We start from the raw sequence: 20,054 nt of genomic DNA, 5'->3' as shown, positions 1-20,054 counted from the left end.
TCTCTGGCCTTACAGACGGGTAGTCGTGTCGAGATACTGCTGTTGTTTAAGATGTCGCAGGAGAACCCGTCCCTCGGGCATAAACTCGGTTCGGTAACGCACCAGACCGACACCTTTGAGCTCAGCATCAATGGCATAGCGCAGTTCACCGGGTATGGTTTGCTCAAGCAGGACAACGGCTATTTTTTTCAGGCGTGGTTCATATTTGAGCAGTACGGCAGACAATGAGCCCATCAGCTCATGCGCCGTTCCCGGCATGCCCTGCAGAATTTTGGTCATATCGGGCAGACCATAGTCCGGCAGATGCGCCAGCGTGCCGGCACGACAGTTGAGGATACGCTGCATATTGTCGAGTACGGACAAAATGACCTGGTTCTGCTCGCTGACCTGATGCAGGTCGAGGCCGCCGGTGAAGTTGCCATAAAGCGTTTCATACAGCGACGGACGTGGAATTTCATTCATCTTTCAGCGCCTTCAGGGTCAGGCGGTTGTTGCCGGCCTCAATCACCCGGGCTTTATCCGGATCGAGGTCATCACGGCTCAGTACCACCCGCCAGGTGTTGTTCACCTGGTCCGGTGACATAAACATTCCGGCCACCGCCACGTACTGCGCATTTTCCTCCATCGGCATATCGACCGTCACCGCGCCACCCGGCTGCAGGCGGATATCTTTCTCTGCCACCAGGTCTGCTTTAATGGCCTGGCTGTCGGCTTTAAACAGGGACGGGTAGTCCGTGCTGTCGAAGGTCTTGCGGTCCTTTAGCTGATAAATACGCACCACCGTCGACAACGGCACACCACCGGCATTGCTGTTCACGGCCTCGCGGGCGCGGATATCAAGGTGCAGGGTTTTTACCTGTTTATAAAATATCGATTTGGTCACGGCAATGGTGCCGTCTGTCACTTTTTGCGTCAGCCCACAGCCCGCAAGTATCAAAGTGATACCAACGGCCAGCGCAGCCAGAGGAAATTTACCAGCGGTAATCGCCATCTTCATCGGTCTCCCTGCGGTGAATATTTTCCTGTACCCGCTCATAGCGGCCAAGATTGATGGTTATAGTTTTGGGGTGCGTGACTGTGTTTGCCGCATTCAGCGGCCGCATCACGGCGGTACGGCCCAGTTGCACTGCTCCGGCGTCGGGTTTAGTGCTCATTGTCGCGTCCGGCAGCAGGCTACGGTCGACACACAGCTGCAGACGCACATCGAGGCGGGAGCCAAGATAGACATGCAGCAGCGCCATTAAATCCGAGTGAAGCTCCCCGCCCGGTAACCAGCCCTGTACTTCAGCCGGGTCAGAGGTTGTCAGGCGCATCAGCACCTGGCTGTTCACGTCGGTGGCATAACTGCCCATCACCGGTCGGTTTGTCAGGGTGACGGGCTGGCTGACGCTCATGGTCAGTCGCTTCTTCAGCGGCACACGGCGTTTGTCATGGTGCCAGATTTTCGCCAGCGTGTTGGGTGCCAGCAGGCGCACCAGTGAGGCCATACCTTCTGCGGTACGTCCAGGCAATAACATGACCGGCAACAGCGCCAGAAAGCGCGAAGCCGGGGTCGCGATACTGTCCGTGCAGCCGTCAATGCCGAGCCCGGCCAGCCCCAGCAGATACTGCGAGGTTTTGTCCTTACCGCCCTCTTCGAAAGTCGCCGGGTATGAATATTTACGCCAGATACGGTAGTACTGGGCAATCAGCCGGTGGTTGAAGATATCGAGGAAATCCGCGGTGGCCTCATACCCTTCCCGGCACTGGGTGATGTCATCGATATAGTGCGTTGGCAGCGGGGACTCCACGCCGTAGAGCCCCATAAAGGTGATGCGTACCGTCGGCGGCAGATGCGAATGCTCAGACTGCTCAATCCCTTTGACTTCAGATGCCGGAAAGCCCATCCCCTGGTGTGGCCGAAAACGTACCGGTTCATGACGTACCTGCCAGGTACTGCCCGTAACCGGTTTGTCCGGCTGGCTCTGTTCCAGTAACTGGCAGAAGCGGTAAAAGTTGATATATGGCAGCCGATCGCCCAGCCGCTTTATCAGCCAGGCAGGCGCGGACTGTGATTCTCTTTCCACCGGATGCATTTTCCTTCTGGCTGAACAATGAGGGTGAGCTGGTTAAACTGATTCATGTCAGCATAGAGCGCAAAGAAGCGGTTGAGCATTTCGCCAAACAAATGGATGTCGCCCTCCCCCGTAAACCCTTTGCTGTCGAGGGTCACTTCGATATCCAGCCCGCGCAACAGGTAGCCCTGCTCAAAACGTTGAAGGCGGTGATGCGCCACCTGCTGAATCGCCTCCAGACGCCGGGTGTTCAGTTCATCTTCCTGCCAGTTATAGAGCGCAAGCGTCCCGCGCAGCACTTCAGCGGTGCTAATCATGTTCAGGAACCCGGAGCCCAGGTGGCTCAGAACCCGCCAGTGGAAACGGTCTTCCGCAGGCGGATAGACTGGCAGCGTTGGTTTGCAGAGGTTGCGTACTGAAAGTTGTGTACTGACCACCTGCTCACAGCGGTCAAGCAGCGTACTCTGTAGTGCACGGCGCGGCAGCTGGCCGTTGGTGCCGGTGATTTGCAGCGATACGGCTTCACGCTCAAACAGGCGGTCCTCTTCCCACTGGTGCCCGCCAAGGATAAGCCAGGTGTCATACAACCCGGTCACGCTGCGCTTCACACGGGTGTGGTAGTAACGGGGTGGTGCATGACGGCGCATCATCCCGCCCTTGTGCCTGAAGCTGCTGAACGGCACATACTCTGCATCACTGGTCCGGTTTGAGCCTGTCACCGAATCCACCGAATAAATCTCGGTGTGTCCGTCCTGCAGACGTTTGGGGCGCAGCAGGTACTCACTTTCAAGCCCGGTAATGGTGAGCGGGTCAGCTTCCAGTGTGAACAGGTTAATCACCGGCACACAGTGCAGACGAACCGCGTCATCGGTGACCGGCAGCTCTGAAGGCCACGGTGTGCTGAACACGACTTCAATGTCGAAATACTCCGCTCCGGCAGGCGGTATAATGCCATCCAGGCCGTTGAGGTGAACAAACATAAACTTGTCACGGAAGGTGAAATACTCCAGCAGCAGCTGGTAACCACTGAAGGCGGTATCGCCCTTCGGCCACAGGCTGTCTTCTTCCGCAAAACCACCCGGCGAGAAATACCCGTCGAGGCGAATACGGTCGGTCTGCCCGGGCAGGCGCATGTACAGCGCGGCCTGTCTTTTGGTCAGCATCAGATGCAGCTGGCTGCTGACGGGGACATCTGCACCGAGATACAGGCTCAGGCGGCTGAGATCAGCACCGGACCAGTCTGCCTGGCTGCTGCAGGAAAAACGCATCGCAAGCCGCGAACGACCATCAGGCTCAGTGGTCATGGTAATGCCCGAAATACCCAGGGGATTGAGCATCACATCCCGGGTGGTACGGTAACGACAGACGGTGTTCTTTGGCCCTACCGGACGGGAATATATCTCAAGACCCGCGGGCACCGTTTCAGCCATTTTCATGGCATGTAGCGCCGGGGTAAGTGCCACCACCGAGAGAGACGGAATGGTGCGCAGGTAATGTGGCCAGAGCATGCTGACCAGACCTTCCGTCAGTTCCGGCAGGTCGTCGTCAATTTTTTCGCGCAGTCGCCCCACTGAGAAAGCAAAGCCTTCAAGCAGGCGTTCAACATACGGATCGGGTGTGCCGGCCTTATCCAGGTCGAGCATCGCTGCGCGATCGGGATGGGTTTGCGCGAACTCTTTCGCGGCTTCACGCAGGTAGCGCATTTCTGCATCGAAATAGCGCAGGGTCTGATCTTTCATATGCGTTCCAGCAGGAGTGCCCTAGTGTTGTTGCCCGATGATTAAGCGCAGAAACGTGAGGGAGACAGGGAAAAATACGATATCTGCTGCAAGAGCCACAGGTGTGAGCACAATGTTGGTAGCAAGATTCTTCGGAGAAAAGTCGATTTCACTATCGGTAGCGTAAAATTCGATTTTATACTTTCGCCCCAGTGACTCGGTATTGGTAAATGTATAATTGATACTTTTCCTTGGAAGAACCATGCCCACAATATTGACGTCTTTCCAGTATCCCTCCTTCGCGCTCCGGAATCCTGAATGCTTAATGACATCTATATCGTATTCTGAAAGCTCACCTGCGCTTTTATTAACCCAGACACGTAACGAATCCTCAAAGTGAACGACAGCATCCCCTTTTACAGGGCGAGCCAACTGAAGTTTGAGCGTATTTTCTTCCTTACCTGCAATCAGTGGGATTTTATCTGTTAATTTGTTTAAAGACAGTAATTCGTCAGCCCCTCTCGTCAGAATATAGACGTTTTTCTCACCCAGAAATGCAATGCCTTCCGAAGGAATAATCAGAGGTATCTTGGTCTTATCCTGAACAACAGAAGCGGCGAGGTTTTTATACTGAAAAATATCGGTGACATTATCCTGCATTTTCATAACATTCACCTGATGGCTACCTGCGACTTTATTTCCACCCCACAAAATTGCAGTACACCCGGACAGTAATAGCACCATGCCAATACATGCTGCAGATTTAGTTCTTTTCATGAAAGTTTATATTCCTAAAATCATTAATATCACCGGCATCACTTCCGGAATTCATTTCTTTGCACTACCCGCACAGGACTACCGCGCGGGCAGGATCGATAGCAATTAACCCGGCAAGCAGGTTTTCCATGTCAGTGTGCAGGCGAGCTTTGTCCGACTCTGCCCGACCCGCTTTAATTCTCAGCAGTTTCAGATGACGGGCCTGCACTTCAAACAGCAGCTCCGGCTCCCAGTCACTGAGCATCACCTCTCCGGCACGCTCTCCCAGTTCAGCAAACAGATGCATCGCCAGCTCATTTTTACCGTACTGCTCCGCAATCCGTCCCATCAGCAGGCGCAACAACCAGCGCTGACGTGTCGTTGTGAGCCCGGGACGGCTCTGCAACCAGTTCAGCGCCGCCTCCAGGCCTTCGCTGTCCGCCAGCGCCACCGCTTCCGGCTCCAGTGCCAGAATGTCATCGTTACCGGCGGTGACCGGGGCTGATGGCGTGTCGTTGCCCCCCCCGCCTGTGGTATCAAGCACGCTCTGCTGGATCCAGTTCAGCGTCACTTCGTCCGCAAAAGGAGTACCGTCACTGAACGCCAGCGTCTCCAGCCCGGACAGGCGGGTCAGTAGTCCTTTCAGGTCGGCAGCAATGATGCCAGCCAAGGTATCCTGGCCTGATTTCGTCAGCGCCTGGTGGATGTACCACTGCAAATCCAGCCACAGGTGATTGGCACCGCGGGAAAAGGTGCTGTCCGCCGTTTCCAGCATCTCAGCCCAGCTCTGCTGCAGGTAGAGGCGTTTGAGCAACGCACGCTGGTCTGCTCTCGGCGGTTCGATACGGGTACGTCCCTGTGCATCCGGGGCCGGAATGGCCCGCAGGGTGTCATGACGCAGGCTTTTCATCAGATGGTGGGCAGACAGCCAGCCATCCGGCTGTTCACGCAGGTATTCGGTGAGGGTGCGAGCCTGGGCCAGCAAATCCTGACCGGAGGTGATCCGCCCGATTGACGGGGCATCGCTGTGACCGATCGGGTTTTGCGGTTCGCTACAGACATTCTGTGGCACCACCGCATCCACGCCCCCGCCTTTATGCAACCGGCTTTCTAGCGCGCCATACAGCGCATTGAGCTCCGGGCGGGTTTCTTCCGCTTCTTTCTCCGTAAGATGTGCTAACAACAGCAGTGCACCGGTGGTACGTTCCGCATTTTCCCTGACGACTTCCGGGTAGAGAGAGAGGCTGTCAGTCATACGCGAACCGCCCAGCCATTCCAGCGCGGCCTTACGGCTGCGGTCACGCTGCGGGTGCAGCTGTGTACCAAAGCGCTCCAGTAGTCCGGTCAGTAGTTCAAGGCCCTCAGCCAGCCCCTGCTCGCCTTCACGATGCAGCTTTGCCCAGCAGTAGTACGTCGCGACGCGAATGTCTTTGGCAGTGGTGGTCAGCAGCTTCTCCGCCAGACGACAGATGAGTTCGGTATCCGCGCCGGAGAGTTTATTGACCTCTTCTCGCATCTGCTGGAAGTCATCATCATAGCCTGGGTCTTCGCCAGCGGGCGAGGGTCCGGACAGCGGCTGCAGCCAGTTATCCCACTGCGCCACACGCTCACGGGTTGCTACAAGTAATGGTTCCTCTTCTGCCTGACAGGCACTCAGTAACGTGTTCAGCGTACTCATCAGTAGACCTCCTCTGCATCGCTGGCGACCTGACCTGATGCCGCAGCGCCGGTCGTGCTGAATATGGTTTCCGGAAGGCGGAAGTTACGCAGCTTCAGCAGCGCCAGCGGCCCCTCACCCGCTTCAGTACGCAGGGTATAATTGAGCATGCGACCGTCCGGGGCCTTCCAGCTCAGGCTGTAACTGCTTCCCACACCCGGATATGCTTTTACGCTGGCTTTATCGAGCAGGCGAATCAGGCCCCAGCTACCCGGAATATCGGCGTACTGACGGGTCCCGGCCTGCGTGCTAATCCAGCTCAGGTTCGCACCGGGTGCTTCGGTATCCGCAGGCCAGGTGAAGCGCTTCCACGCCGGCAGCTGGTTCATATAGGTCAGCTTCTGGCTGTCGATAATCATGTCAGTCTGCATCACACCATCGGCGGTGCCCGGCCGCAGCTCGAAGTTCATCCCGGCATTGCCTTCCGTGAAGGCCACATCCGAGATATGGCTCAGGGTGTTGATGGCACTGAGGAACGCCGGGTTAAACGTCAGCCCCTGCGAGTTGATGCTGTCCGGCACCCAGCGATTACCTTCCTTGTGCAGGACACCTTTCAGGTGGGTCTGCAGAAATTGTGCAATCCGCCCGGAATCGCCATTGAGGTATTTGGCGAGCAGTGGCAGGGACACATCACTGCTGGCATCATTAAACGGATAGCGACCACCAAACGCAGAATTCCACTCACTGACGACAGCCTGCTGCCACTGGGCATTGAGGCTGTCGGCCGCCGGGGTCAGCACCTGCTGCCAGGCCTGCTCCATCGGGTTGACAAACACCGTGCGGCCAAAGCCGCTCCACTCCTGACCAAGACCAGCGGCAATCAGGCTGCCATAGTCACGGGTTTCGGTCAGGTCCACAGCTTTGCCCTGGAATACCGTCTGGGCAATGGTCTGGGTCATCGCCTGCGGGTCGGCGGCGTTGGTCACCTGCTGAAGGCGCAAACGGACCTGCGTCACGCGGGTCAGATATGACTGCAGGCTCAGTTCCTGTGCACCGGTGCGGCTCTTGTCCATCAGGGCCAGTACCGGACCAAAGGTCGCATCCAGCGGCCCGTGAACACCGGCACTCTGGTCAATGGCATCTTTGTTGTCACCGCCCAGCAGGTTCTTCGCGGATTTCACCAGGGAGTCAGAAATCGCCTCGCCGGTCTGTCCGGTGCGCCCCTGGATGTTAAGTGTGTTCATCAATGCAACAAGAGGGGACTGGCGCACATCGGCCATCAGCGTCAGCTGGTCAATGGAGTCCGACAGCGTCGCAGCCGGGTTCCAGCGCAGACTGTTCAGAAACGCCAGCCAGGCACCACCAAAGTCGGCGAAGTAACGCTCCGTCAGGCGCTTTTTCAGCACTTCCGGCGAAGTCTCGTCCTGTTTATTCACCTGATGCTTGCTGTCAGTCAGGACCCAGTCGAGCTCGTCCCGGCGTGCCTTCACCACCTTCTCGATAGCGGGCTGCACGGCCTGCTCCCAGGCCTGACGGGTAAACATCCCAGGTACGATTTCGGTGGTACTGAACAGACGTGAAGCGTCAGTATCGCCGGTCATATCTTCAAGGCGCATATCGACGTACAGATGTGACACCTGTGAGAGCATCTTTTGATACAGGGTCGATTCACTGTTGCGCACACCCATCAGGCGAACCAGCAGGGAACGCGCCTGGCTGACCATGCCCCCATCGGCACGGAGTTTCCACTCCGGGTGCGCAATCAGCTGAGCGCCCCAGAACGACAACAGAGACGGAGCCATCCCCTGCCAGACACCGTCTTTCACACCGTTACGCTTCGGCCAGTCGTGCAGCAACGCAGAGCTGAACCATGCCGCATCCATATGCTCCGGACGTGCCAGCATCAAATAGAGCTTGAGCTGGTCATAAGTACTTTTTGCCATCTGTTCCCGCAACGGGCTACCCGGCGGCAGCGCGTTAAAGGCACGGACTTGCTTCTGCAGATGGTCTGCCGCCGCATCCCGCAACAGCGGCTGTGCACTGTCCTGATAACGGGGCCAGAGTGCGTCCAGCAGCGCATCATTCTGGCTGAGTCCGGCACGCTCATACCATGGCACACCATGCCCGGAACGGTACTGAAGACGAGCCAGGGTCTTCTGCAGTTCCGACAGCGCATGCAGACGCTGCTCCAGCGGCTGATTCTCCCGGGCAGCAAGAGATGCCTGAGCATTTGCGCCAGCAATCTGGTTACGGTTGGTGAAATACGCGACACTCATCCACACAGCCCAGCTCACCATCGTAAGCGCAGCAGCAGACGCCAACACTCTGCGCCACGGAATGCCCGGTTTCATGGGGCGCAGCGCGACAGGAAGCATCCTGACAGATTCAGGCAGTACATCCCAGCGCTTATCCATACCCCAGTGATGCTGCACGCTACGTTCAGCACCTGCAGAAGGCTGACTGAACACCACACCAGCCAGCGGCAGCGGGCGGTACGGATTGAGCATCACCGACAATGGCGCGGTCACGCTCTCCGGTTCACGAATGAGCTGGTCGGCAAGCGTCAGCAGGAAGTTGTGTTTAACATCATCGCAGGTCTGTTGCAGACCCTGCGAGGTTAAATCTGACGTCAGGGCTGACAGTTGCTCTGCCAGCCCTTCGGTACGACAACCAGCAGGCAGCAGACAGCCTGTGGCCTGTACAATGCGGCCTTCCGGCTGACCGGCACGCGGATGCAGGGACCAGACATACAGGGGAAGTTTCCAGCCCAGCGTTTCCATACGGGCGCTGATGGCATGAGACAGGGCGTCCATGGTACTTTCAGACGGTACCGGCAGCGGCTGCTCCGGTCCCGGCGCTGAGAGCTGATCGAACGCCGAGGTCACCCACACCAGGCCATCCACCGGACGGCGGCGCAGTTTGCGCAGTGCGGTCAGCCAGGCACTGTCGGCTGGGGTATTGAGGTCGCCGCCCCACAGCAACAGCGTACCCCGGTCTTCCTGCCAGAGCTGACCCGTCAGGCCAGGGGTCAGCTGTTCCACCTCAGAGGCGGTGCCGGTTATCAGCAGAATGCGGGTTTTACGGCCCCAGCGACGACCGTAGAGGTTGCGCATGGCGAGACGGATGGTGTCGACGGTGACGTTGCGTGGTGCGGTCTGTTTAACGCGGCCTTCATCGGCAGGCAGGACATTCGTTCTCCTGGACTGGAAACGATGCCAGCCCTGCCTGATGGCAAGGCTAATTGTTTTGCCATGACGAAACATCAGTAACAGGAATAAAGCACCGGCAAACGCCAGGCTTTTCGTGAGCGTAGTGTGCAGCCCAATCTGGTCGCCAAAATGCCAGATTAACCAGGCAATCCCTCCTGCTATGAGGGCAGAGAACCCCAGCCGCCCCCACCCTCCACGCCATGACGAATTACCCGTTGTCATTGTTTCTGTTCCCTGTTTGCACGGTATTAATAAATTTCTGCTCGCCATCTGTAGAAAGCATCAGACAGTCTGCTTTTTGTATATTCACGATATCGCTGGCTACTGCAGCCATTATCCATGGAGAGAAGGGGCCACTGAGCCCGGCATATTTTTCCAGCCAGTGGAGTTGTTCAGGTTTCCAGTGGCCGCCATAACTTTGTGCTGCTTGAAGCAGACCGGAGAATGCATTTCCCCATTCCACGTTGTCGCCAACAATACTGGCGGTGGCACATGCCTGAGTTTGGGTCGAGAAAAACGTATCCAGTGACTTTTCTGAAATCGCCATATCAAGTGCCATTGGACGCAAAATACGGGCGTTAAAAGAGAGATTATATTTTGTAGCCACATCATCGGAGGTCAACAGCAGGACGGCCAGCGCATCACTGTACGCATCCCGCCCCTGTGTCTGGTAAATCAGGATTAAATCTACATCCAGCGTCGGTGATTTAATTCGCTCATCAAGTGAGAGGAAGGACTTTGACTTAAGAATGGTCAGTTGAGGCACCAGACGATCAGGAATAGCTGTCTGCCAGGCATGTACAAATTCATCCTGCAATGCTGGCAAATCATCTTGAGAGTCGGTCAGCAGCGTGACGGCGGGTTCTATATCTGAAGGCAACTTTTCCAGGGCTGGGCTTAACCCTGACAGCAAAACAGAAAAATACGCTTCATGACCACCTTGCTGACAAATTCGTCGGGTCAGAGATGTGCTTTGCTCCAGCGTTGGCGGAGCTGCTAAAAAAAGTTGAGATGTCAGATTTGCAGGCAGCATGACACCGCTGTGTAATACTGTGATATTACGTCCCGACCATTCCATCCACTGTTGTTGCGCATATTCTGCCTCACCGGCTTCAAATTCGTGCCTGTCAAACGCATTGTTGTAAAGCCAGCCACGCAGGCAGATAAATAAAATCCAGACAACTGCGGGGCATGCGGTGACAGCCCAAAGATTAAATGTTTGAAGTGGCCCGGCCAGTTGATTGGCATGCAAGACAAACAACAGTACGCACCCAACCAGCGCGAGAACCCCCAGCATCATCCACAGGATGAATGAAGGTTCTTCGGGCTTAGCCGATATCGTTGATTTCTGACGCTCCCAGCCCATTACTTATCCTATTACACAATCCGGTGCACTGGAGATCACCTGGCAACCGCACTCACAGTGGCAACCATCCACAACCACGGCTTTACCGTCAGAGGTCCATTCAGGCGATCCTTCAATAATGGTATTAATGCCATGCCCATCTTTTGGGCAGCTGACTTTATCGCCAACGAGAGCAACCTTTTTGCCATTTACTACCATTGTTGATGAGGCAGAAATAACCTGTCCGCCGTGCGTAGTGTTATCACCAATCAATACAAAGCCTTTAGACATACGAAACTCCATTTTTTAATTTCCACATATGTATTTCTCTATGCAGATAAGAACATTATTTCTCTATTTTAATTTCCTTTAGCTTATCACACGCATTCGAATCACCTTCGGAGCAGCTTTTTTTGAATAGTGGGATAGCTTGGTTTTGATCTTTAGTTACGCCTTTACCATCAAAGAACATCGTGCCTAAATGATACATAGCTGAAGGCTCGCCTTGTTTAACTGCAAGCTCAAGCCAACTCTTTGCTTTATCATAATTCACTGCAACTCCCTTGCCATTAAGGTATGCGTAACCTAAATACATCTGAGCTGTGGCATTATTTTTATTCGCAGCTTTCTCATACCAATAATTAGCCTTTTCGTAGCTCTGAGTGGTTTCCTCTCCATAATAATACATGTCACCTAAATCGATCTGAGCATCCGCATTTCCGAGTTCAGCAGCAACCTGATAGAGTTCAAATGCTTTTTTCATATCCTTCGGAACACCCATACCCAAACGATAAACATTAGCCATTGAGTTTGCATCGTCTGCTTTAGTCGTTGACGTAGGATCGATAACGACAGTTTCAGCGAAACATGGTGCAGCGATAGAAAGCCAAAAAACGAAGTTGGATAGTTTCATAAATAGACCTTACGCAACAATGAGTGAGTTTATTAAACGCGAATGACACCCGTCATTGAAAATCAACTCTTATTTGAATCACCACTGCCCGTAAGGATACGCCTTACCTTTTATAAACTTTTTCATTCCCTCACTATATTCATACCCATTAGGAAAATTGGTCTCTCCTTTGCACATGTTTAGATTATTACCTGAGACTGTTGTGATTTCTGTACCTTTTTGTTCAAGATTAGGTCTGCCATTGTTTTTTAGCCAAACCCTGACTTTACCTTCAGGCGCAAGACCAATCACCATATACTGAAAATAATAAGTATCTTCAGGGCTATAGTTGTTGGGCTCTGTAGTAAGCATTTTATTTTTAGTTTCAGAAGAGAACACTAATGTAGTTTCATAAACTTTTTTGTCAATAATTGAATCCCAGCAAAATTGCAAAACTTGTGGGGGCGAAGATGCTTTATTAAAAGGCGAAGTTCCTTTTCCGGCATGCTGGCTCCATGTCCCCACGCTTTGCCCTTGTGGCTGGTCTATTGTTCGAAAAACCTTTCCATACCCATTGACATCAATAAGTTTTACAAGTGCCACCTGAGCAGGTAGTGCTTTAGGTGTTGAAAAGGTAAAGTACCACTCATCAAAAGGGGCTTTAATCTTCCCTTGCTGGTCATTAGCTGAACTGCTGTTGCAACTCACCAAAAAAGAAAATGACAAAAAAATAGTAATTATTTTCATGCTTTTTCCCCTTTCATATTCCATACTGTACGTGTCCAGCCGGGGTTTGGTCGATTAATAAATCCAAACACTTCTGTCGCTTTTACTGCTCCATATATTTTTTCAATATGCTTGCCATCAAGCCATACCGTTTTAAATTCAACGGGATTCCAGTTTGCTGAGCAGTGTATGTATTTTCCAATAACTTGCATTTCCGATGAAGTATAAGGTGTTGGAACACTGCCACTTCTGACTGCTTTTCCTTGGGCAATTGCTTTTTGGCTCAAAGCTTCGAGATCTGGAGGTAATGTGAAATTTTGATCTTTTGGCAAAATTTCATTCATCTCGACCCCTGCCTCTAACGCAGCATCCAGCATCACCCTTAAACTGACCTTGCTCCAGTCATTAGGAACAACTCGTTTAAGCGTCACAGCAGCGCCGACGCGTTTCTCTATTATCTCCTGACGCCGTTTATCATGATTTACCAGATAGTCATACCAGGTTTCAGTTTTTACCTCTCCACTCGCCATTACAGGACTAAGGTTAGGAAGTGTCCTCAAATCAGGTGTTTCAGCTGCAGTCTGTCGATAAATGTCCGTAATTTCGGGGGGGACACTATCCCTGACAGTTTCATTTTTCGGCTTAGTTAAAAAATAATATTCCTGTTCATTTGGATTGTAACCGCCACCAATATCGGAATGCACACCGGGGAGAGAAAGCTCTGGCCATGATTCTTTTATACTGTTCAGGCTAAAGTTATATCGACACTCGTGCATCGCCGCTATCTGGAAAACTTTCTGTGCGATATCGGGAGGTAAATCCAGATCCACTCCAGGATTTATGGCATCGTGCGGGTCAAGCCCAATGGCGCAAACGGTGTCAAACAATCCAATAAACCGCACTTCACCGGCAGGCTGACCATGCTGATTTCGGCCATCAAGCCCCTTAATGATTGCCTGCTGTATCGCGTTATCATTATTTCTGACGCGATTTGCAAAATGACGGGCCGCTGCTGCGCCCCGGCTGAAACCGAATATATCGAATTGGATTTTCTCTATTGCGTTTGTTATGCCACTTTCTTCACCGAGCAGAGTTCGGATTTCTTTTGCGATCTTAGAAACACCTTCATCGGTCTTATCAACCACACCTTCTGATAAAGTCCCGGTCCCCATTGCTACCAGGTTGTCTTCTTTGCCTTTTTGTGTGCCAATACCTTGAACGTAAACAGCACGCTGGAAGTGAGTTTTATCCTCAACAACCTCATCATCAACTGAATAAAGTGTATTTAACCAATGAATATTAGAATAATATCCCATAAAGCTACTACTGCCATTTACACTCATCCCCAGTTTTTTGGTACAAAGCTCAAGATCTTCTTTTTTGAGACCAACATCAAGGTGAGTACAACTTTTCAATAAACGCTCATCTGTATTGAAAACATTATTCCCCGTACCATCAAAAAACATACCAATTGTGATTGTAATACCCGGAACAGGCTTTCGCTTACAGACGACTGTCTTTTCTGACACATTAACATCAGTAAAATGCTCGCACTCACTGGCTTCCCATGCATGGTAATCGCTCATGATTATTTACTCCCTGTTGCTGATTTGCCGGTCCCAAGGATCTCAATGTTTAATTTTCCGGGCATTGAGGTATAAATCGGCAGTGTTTTGCCATTGTCATCAGATATCCCATGAAATACCTGCCCGTCAGCCGTTGTCACTTTATATTCAGTCTGTGGGATGGTTTTCCCTTCTTCGTCGGTCAGGGAGTAAACACCACCATACCCTTTTGGAAATTCAGGCGCTGGCGTATTCAGCGAAGAGGCTCCCATTTTCTGAACATTGGCACACTTCAGTAAAATATTACCCGGAGCACCAAGTTCTATATTTCCCCCTGCCAGCTTGATATAGGCACCATCGCAGTTAATTACCAGCTCCGTTGCTGCTGTAATTTCAACTTTGCCTTCGGCACTCGTCACCGTAACGTCTTTCTTCGCTATCGCCTCCAACGCATCATCCTGCGCCTGGATTTCCACCTTTCCCCTCGCCGCAAAGAGTTTCATCCCGGCCTTTCGGGCCAGCATGCTCACGGCCTCACCCGCCGCCACCGTAAAGCGCTTCAGCGCACTGATGTCCGTATTCTGCTGGGACATAATCCCCACACTGGCACTCCCTGACGCCATGCGAACCGCCTGCGGGCTGGTGATGCTTACCCCTTCCGGCGCATTCAGCACCATACCCGGTCGAGCCAGCTCTTTCAGGGCCTCCGTCAGCTTAACCTGACTCTGAATATCTGCTGGCAATGCCCCTGCCGTTTCAGATGCTTCAGACAAGGTACGGGCAATACTCAACGCATTTTCCAACTGAGTGATTGCCTCCTGCATGGAGAGCATATTATCACTGGCTGCCTGCTGCTTGTCTGCCGTGATGAACACCCCGTCGCCGCCCCGGATTGCGACGTGTTTGTCAGTGCGCAGTTCCGCACCTTCACCTCGCAGCGCTCTGGATGCGTTAACGTTGTGCCCCAAATTAAGTTGGGTCTTTCCACCATACTCCGTACTGAGCTTGACATGCTCTTCGCCGCGCTTGTCCTCCATCCGCAGCTTGTTCAGACCAGCTGTGCGAATGACGTTGCGAGTGCTGTTGGCCTCCGTAACATGGTCAACGTGGCGGGAGTCGTGAAGGGCATGGGCTATATACGGACGATCCGGATCGCCTTCATGGAATGCAATGGCAACTTCAGTACCCTGTATCAGCGGGAAGTGGAAGCCGTATTTGTCACCACCGTAAGGCTTGGCAAAGCGCACGGGCATACTTTCCATGCCCTGGCGTTTGTCATCACGGTCGGCATCGAATTTCACCCGGTACATGCCGGATGCATCCTGCCAGGCATAGATATCATTATCTTTGGCACTGGTCACACGCGCCATCAGGGTGCCGCTGACCACCGGACGCTTTTTCGCGGCTGGACGCCAGCATCGGTTCTCGTAGTACGGCATAGCCGCCCATTCCACCTTCAGCGCGCTCTGACGGCTGGCAGAGTAACCGGCGCTGATGATGACGAGACCGTTTTCGGTTTCACGCGGCAGCGTCGGCGGGATAGCCGTCTCGGTGATAGTCAACACCTGAGACGGGCCCAGGGTATGGTCGGTACTGCTGCCAGTTACAGTAGTCTGGGTGGAAAGGTAGCGTTCATGCTCCAGGCGTGCCCAGAAGTTACCTGTTTCCGCTGCGGGGTTAATTTTGTCTCCCCGTTCAAGGTGACGCGGGCGATAATGGTACACATCGCCGTAGGTGTTCCCTTCCCCGTCCCCGCGGGTCATGTCCGCCGGCACGGACGTCAGGACGTTCTGGGCTTCGCGGTGGTTGTAATCGCTGGCGGTGACCGAGCGCTCCACTACGTTATGCCAGACGTGCACGTCCCACACCGAGTCGGCCGCATTGTCATTCGCCCCTGACGGGCTGTTCAGCGGGAGTTTTTTACCAAATGTCCAGGCGCTCTGCTTGTCCGCAAAGTGCACCACTTCGGTCTGGGTATCAGGCTGCAGGGTGAAGAAGTAAAAAATCCCCACCTCCGCCAGCAGGCGTTCAATGAAGGCGAGGTCGTTTTCCTGATACTGGTTAATCTGCTCACGCTTTGGATACTCAGCTTTGAGGGTAAACTCAAACTCCCAACCTTTCAGGCCATGCTCCGTGAGCACCTCTGCAACCACTTCCGGCACCGACTTGTTGACGAAAAAGCGATGGGTGCGGAACTGATTCCCCAGCAACGCCAGAAACGGCTCCAGCACGATGCAGTATTGCGCTTCATCTGCTGAACCACCGGTACGCTCGAAACGGGTCACCACCCCGTGAACCACCTTGCGCTGCGTAAGGGAAAGCAAATGGCCCGCGCCCATGGTCAGGGTCGCCGGCTTGCTCAGCATCTGGCGGGAATCAATGTTCTTGTCGGCACTGGTAAAGTTGATGGTGTAGCAGTAAAGCTCGCTCATCGCTTCTGAACCACTGAAGTCCTCCACGTCGATAGCTGCTGTGCAGGAAGGAATATCGAGGCAGTAGCGGTTCAGTGCTTTTCCGGTGACGGTGGCCACCATCGTGTTCAGGGTATCCGTCAGGCTCATGGCGTTGACTCCATTGTGTATTCGGTTATTCCATCAGGGCTGGCGCGGGCCAGTATCGGTCACAGGAATTGAGAAAGAGATTATTTTTTTCGACGTGTTTTCAGCCAGTAGAATAGCTTCATCAGGAGGTACGCCTCGACAGCACACAACGTTATTTTAATCACGATGATATGCATCTCGAAGCTGTCCATCGCTTCTTCCCCGTCACCACTAATATGAATATGGGCCTTCACAAAACTCGCAACCCATGCATCAGGAATGAAGTGGATCCCGCTCCAGAACAGCACAATAAACAGCAGGATTTTCATTCAGCATTCTCCGCTCTCTTTTTCAGAGCCTGCTGTGTCCGGCGTTTCTCAGCCTCTTTTCTTTCTTCGGTCTCTTTATCGCACAGGCTGTAGTCCGGGGTACCACGCACATCGATACGGGCATAGGCCTTCAGGCCATTGCCGCCAGGAACAGGGGAGGTTCCTCTCTGCAGTAACAGACGTCGCAGATGCTGAAAATCACTGGACCGGCGAAGGGTGATACAGCCCCAGGACTCACCGGAGCCATCGCTGTTCAAAGGATGAAGACGAAATCCTGTACGGTTCAGGCCATTCACCATGATTCCGTCTCTTTTAGTTTTATCGCTGAAAAGGGCAAACCATTCGGAATGGTGATTTCGGTGACCATGCCAGGCATCGATCGCCTCTGCCCGTACTCGGTTATACAAGCTGCCGGCAGGCCTGTCGGTCACCCAGTAAGTCCCCGGCGGGATAGCAGCATTTTCATGGTCAGCACAGTCAGGATTATTGATATAAAAATCCAGGCCCGTCAGCACTTCAAAAGTCCCGATGCCGTAGCATTTCAGGTACGCCGTTTTGCCATCCGCCGACAGGTTGCCGTAATCCATCATGCAAATCTGCATTTCAGCCTCCGTGCGCCTCATTAAACGCCAGTACAATCCCTTCTTCATCATTCCAGCCGAGCGTCAGGCAGTGTGGTTTCTGTTTCGCAGCCATGTGGGTCAGCAGTTGCTGACTCAGCACCGGCAGAATTTGTTGATTGAGCAGACTGTCGACGTTACGCGCACCGGTATCCGGCAGCAGACAGGCAGAAGTGAGAGCGTCATACAGGCTTTCGTCAATATGCGTGGTCAGGCCGTAGTGACGGTGCAGGCGCTTGCTCACCTGGGCGAGTTTCATTTCCACGATGGTGCGCATGGCGGGCTCACTCAGAGGGAGGTAAATCACGGTCTGGAAACGAGCCAGCAGAGCCGGCTGGAAGTGGTCGCGCAATATCGGGCGCAGCAGTTCGTGCAGGTCGCCTTCGGTGGATTCTGGTTGTTCGTCCAGCAACTGCATCAGGTGGTCGCTGCCGAGGTTCGAGGTCATCAGGATGACGGTGTTACGGAAGTCAATTTCACGCCCTTCGCCGTCGCGCATAAAGCCGCGGTCAAACACCTGGTAGAACAGGTTCATCACGTCGCGGTGCGCCTTTTCGACTTCATCCAACAGCACCACGCTGTACGGACGTTTTCTCACCGCTTCGGTGAGAATGCCGCCCTGGCCGTAACCGACGTATCCCGGCGGTGAGCCTTTCAGCTGGGAAACGGTGTGCGGCTCCTGGTACTCGGACAGGTTGATGGTGATGAGTGACTTCTCGCCACCGTACAGCACGTCCGCCAGCGCAAGCGCAGTTTCAGTCTTACCGACGCCACTCGGACCAACCAGCAGGAACACGCCCTGCGGACCGTTCTCGGACGTAAGCCCGGTTTTCGCCGCACGCAGACGCTGAGCGATAGCGTTAAGGGAGGCATCCTGCCCGACCACACGTTTACCGATTTCATTTTCCAGGGTCAGCAGTTCGGTCTGTTCATCTTTCATCAGGGAAGACAGCGGCACGCCGGTCCAGTCGGCAATCACGTTCGCGACCGTGCGGGTGTCCACATCCGGCCGGATAAGCGCACCGTCCTGCTGCAGAAAATCCAGCTGTTGCTGCAGGGTGTGAATATCTGCCTGACGACTGATGTCCTGACGGCAGGCTATCAGCTCACCAACCAGCTGGTGCTCTATCTCCAGACGGGCTTCCTGCGTTTTCAGCTCCGATTCAAGCTCCGTACGCAGCGTGTCGATGACTGCCAGCCGGTCACCGTGTGGCGATGCTCCTGCGGCAATGTCCTCCAGCAAGTCCTGTGTTTCCATCCCAAGTGCTATCAGACGGGATTTCAGGCGTACAATGGCTTCCGGCACGGTATCAAGACTCATGCGCACTCGCGCGGCGGCGGTATCCAGCAAATCAACAGCCTTGTCCGGCAACTGGCGGCCGGTCAGGTAGCGGCGGGACAGGGTGACGGCCGCACGGACCGCATCGTCAGTGATGTGCACGTTATGGTGTTCGGCATAGCGGGATTTCAGGCCTCTGAGCATCAGGCACGCAGTATCATCGTCCGGCTCGTCCACCTTCACCATCTGGAAGCGACGCTCCAGGGCAGCATCGCGCTCAAAATATTGTTTATATTCAGACCATGTGGTGGCGGCGATAGTGCGAAGTTCGCCACGCGCCAGCGCAGGTTTCAACAGGTTGGCCGCATCTGCGCCTCCCGCCTGGTTACCCGCGCCGATGATGGTGTGGGCTTCGTCAATAAACAGCAAAATCGGGGTGGGCGACTGCTGTACAGCATCGATGACGTTTTTCAGGCGCTGTTCAAATTCACCCTTAACCCCTGCCCCCGCCTGCAACAGGCCGAGGTCAAGGGTGCGCAGAATAACCGGCTTCAGGCTTTCCGGCACGTTGCCTTCAGCGATACGCAGTGCAAGACCTTCCACCAGCGCCGTTTTGCCGACGCCTGGTTCACCCACCAGAATCGGATTGTTCTTACGACGGCGCGAGAGAATGTCCACCATCTGGCGGATTTCAGTATCACGACCAAAGACCGGGTCGATTTTGCCTTCTCTGGCTTTGGTGGTGACGTCGAGGGTGAATTTATCCAGCGCATTCTGCAGGGCCGGGATCAGCTCCCCCTCCTTCAGTTCTGCACCCACCGGACGGCCAACAAACTCCACCTCGCCACCGTGGCTCTGCGCCAGCCCTGCTTCCTGCTGCACGTCCGGGCGTTCATCCGACTGCCCATCAAGCAGCGGACGCAGACGTTCCAGTTGACTCTGGCCCAGCGTCAGCAGCGGCCACAGCCCGTCACAGCGAACCAGTTTCTGTTTGTCAACCAGCGCCATCAGCAGATGGATGCTGCGTATTTGTTCCTCGCCGTTAAGAGAAGCAATCAGCCATGCTTCCTGTAGAAGAGACTGAATGGCATCAGACAGCTGTGGGCGGTGGCGAACCGAGCGCGGCTGCTTGTCCAGCCAGCCCAGCAAATCCTGCCAGATGGCGTCCATATCCCACTCGTAGCGGCGTGCCAGCACCGTCAGATCACCTTCTCCCTGTTCGAGCAGCTTCAGCAGCCAGTGCTCCGGCAAAATTTCCGCATGGGTACGGGTCTGGCAGAGCGACGCTGCGCCTTCCATCGCACGGGCACAGTAAGGGTTCAGACGTCGCAACAGGATGGCTGGATTTTCCATGAGTCTCTCTC

General features: G+C 54.1%; 16 protein-coding genes. All 16 read right to left on the bottom strand.

The window, feature by feature from the left end; genetic code table 11:
- Window positions 1–9: 9 nt before the first annotated feature.
- On the bottom strand, window positions 10–462 hold the full coding sequence (gene tssE, locus P349_RS07745) for a type VI secretion system baseplate subunit TssE (protein ID WP_032650174.1): 453 nt from the start codon (window positions 460–462) through the stop codon (window positions 10–12).
- Window positions 455–991: a type VI secretion system lipoprotein TssJ gene (gene tssJ / locus P349_RS07750; protein WP_193745669.1), complete on the bottom strand. Its 537-nt coding sequence runs from the start codon at window positions 989–991 to the stop codon at window positions 455–457. Before tssJ ends, tssE begins: the two co-directional genes overlap by 8 nt.
- Entirely contained in the window at window positions 972–2,075 is a 1,104-nt protein-coding gene (tssG, locus tag P349_RS07755; RefSeq protein ID WP_032650177.1) for a type VI secretion system baseplate subunit TssG, read from the bottom strand. Before tssG ends, tssJ begins: the two co-directional genes overlap by 20 nt.
- Entirely contained in the window at window positions 2,030–3,793 is a 1,764-nt protein-coding gene (gene tssF / locus P349_RS07760) for a type VI secretion system baseplate subunit TssF (RefSeq protein WP_032650178.1), read from the bottom strand. Before tssF ends, tssG begins: the two co-directional genes overlap by 46 nt.
- A 21-nt stretch (window positions 3,794–3,814) precedes the next feature.
- On the bottom strand, window positions 3,815–4,549 hold the full coding sequence (locus P349_RS07765) for a hypothetical protein (RefSeq protein WP_032650180.1): 735 nt from the start codon (window positions 4,547–4,549) through the stop codon (window positions 3,815–3,817).
- Between the two features lie 64 nt (window positions 4,550–4,613).
- A complete protein-coding gene (gene tssA / locus P349_RS07770; protein WP_032650181.1) occupies window positions 4,614–6,206 on the bottom strand; it encodes a type VI secretion system protein TssA in 1,593 nt (530 codons plus the stop codon).
- A complete protein-coding gene (locus P349_RS07775; RefSeq protein ID WP_032650182.1) occupies window positions 6,206–9,616 on the bottom strand; it encodes an ImcF-related family protein in 3,411 nt (1,136 codons plus the stop codon). The genes tssA and P349_RS07775 overlap by 1 nt, the downstream gene beginning before the upstream one ends.
- Window positions 9,603–10,760 (bottom strand): hypothetical protein, encoded by a 1,158-nt coding sequence (locus tag P349_RS07780; protein ID WP_032650184.1) that lies wholly within the window; start codon window positions 10,758–10,760, stop codon window positions 9,603–9,605. Before P349_RS07780 ends, P349_RS07775 begins: the two co-directional genes overlap by 14 nt.
- 3 nt (window positions 10,761–10,763) lie before the next feature.
- Window positions 10,764–11,030, bottom strand: coding sequence for a PAAR domain-containing protein (locus P349_RS25595; protein WP_071995313.1), 267 nt, complete (start codon window positions 11,028–11,030; stop codon window positions 10,764–10,766).
- 55 nt (window positions 11,031–11,085) lie between these two features.
- A complete protein-coding gene (locus P349_RS24995; protein WP_081766796.1) occupies window positions 11,086–11,652 on the bottom strand; it encodes a tetratricopeptide repeat protein in 567 nt (188 codons plus the stop codon).
- A gap of 78 nt (window positions 11,653–11,730) precedes the next feature.
- Window positions 11,731–12,378, bottom strand: a complete 648-nt coding sequence (locus tag P349_RS07790) for a DUF2931 family protein (RefSeq protein ID WP_032650185.1) — start codon at window positions 12,376–12,378, stop codon at window positions 11,731–11,733.
- Window positions 12,375–13,943 (bottom strand): T6SS phospholipase effector Tle1-like catalytic domain-containing protein, encoded by a 1,569-nt coding sequence (locus P349_RS07795; protein ID WP_032650187.1) that lies wholly within the window; start codon window positions 13,941–13,943, stop codon window positions 12,375–12,377. Before P349_RS07795 ends, P349_RS07790 begins: the two co-directional genes overlap by 4 nt.
- A gap of 2 nt (window positions 13,944–13,945) precedes the next feature.
- A complete protein-coding gene (locus P349_RS07800) occupies window positions 13,946–16,483 on the bottom strand; it encodes a type VI secretion system Vgr family protein (protein ID WP_032650189.1) in 2,538 nt (845 codons plus the stop codon).
- 80 nt (window positions 16,484–16,563) lie between these two features.
- Complete coding sequence (locus tag P349_RS07805; protein WP_032650190.1) at window positions 16,564–16,791, bottom strand: hypothetical protein; 228 nt, start codon at window positions 16,789–16,791, stop codon at window positions 16,564–16,566.
- A complete protein-coding gene (locus tag P349_RS07810) occupies window positions 16,788–17,393 on the bottom strand; it encodes a DUF2778 domain-containing protein (RefSeq protein ID WP_032650191.1) in 606 nt (201 codons plus the stop codon). The genes P349_RS07805 and P349_RS07810 overlap by 4 nt, the downstream gene beginning before the upstream one ends.
- Window position 17,394: 1 nt before the next feature.
- On the bottom strand, window positions 17,395–20,043 hold the full coding sequence (tssH, locus tag P349_RS07815; protein ID WP_032664158.1) for a type VI secretion system ATPase TssH: 2,649 nt from the start codon (window positions 20,041–20,043) through the stop codon (window positions 17,395–17,397).
- Between the last annotated feature and the right edge of the window lie 11 nt (window positions 20,044–20,054).

Source organism: Enterobacter sp. DC4 (assembly GCF_000568095.1).
In the GTDB taxonomy this organism is placed as follows: domain Bacteria; phylum Pseudomonadota; class Gammaproteobacteria; order Enterobacterales; family Enterobacteriaceae; genus Enterobacter; species Enterobacter pseudoroggenkampii.
This window is presented reverse-complemented; position numbering and strand designations above follow the sequence as displayed.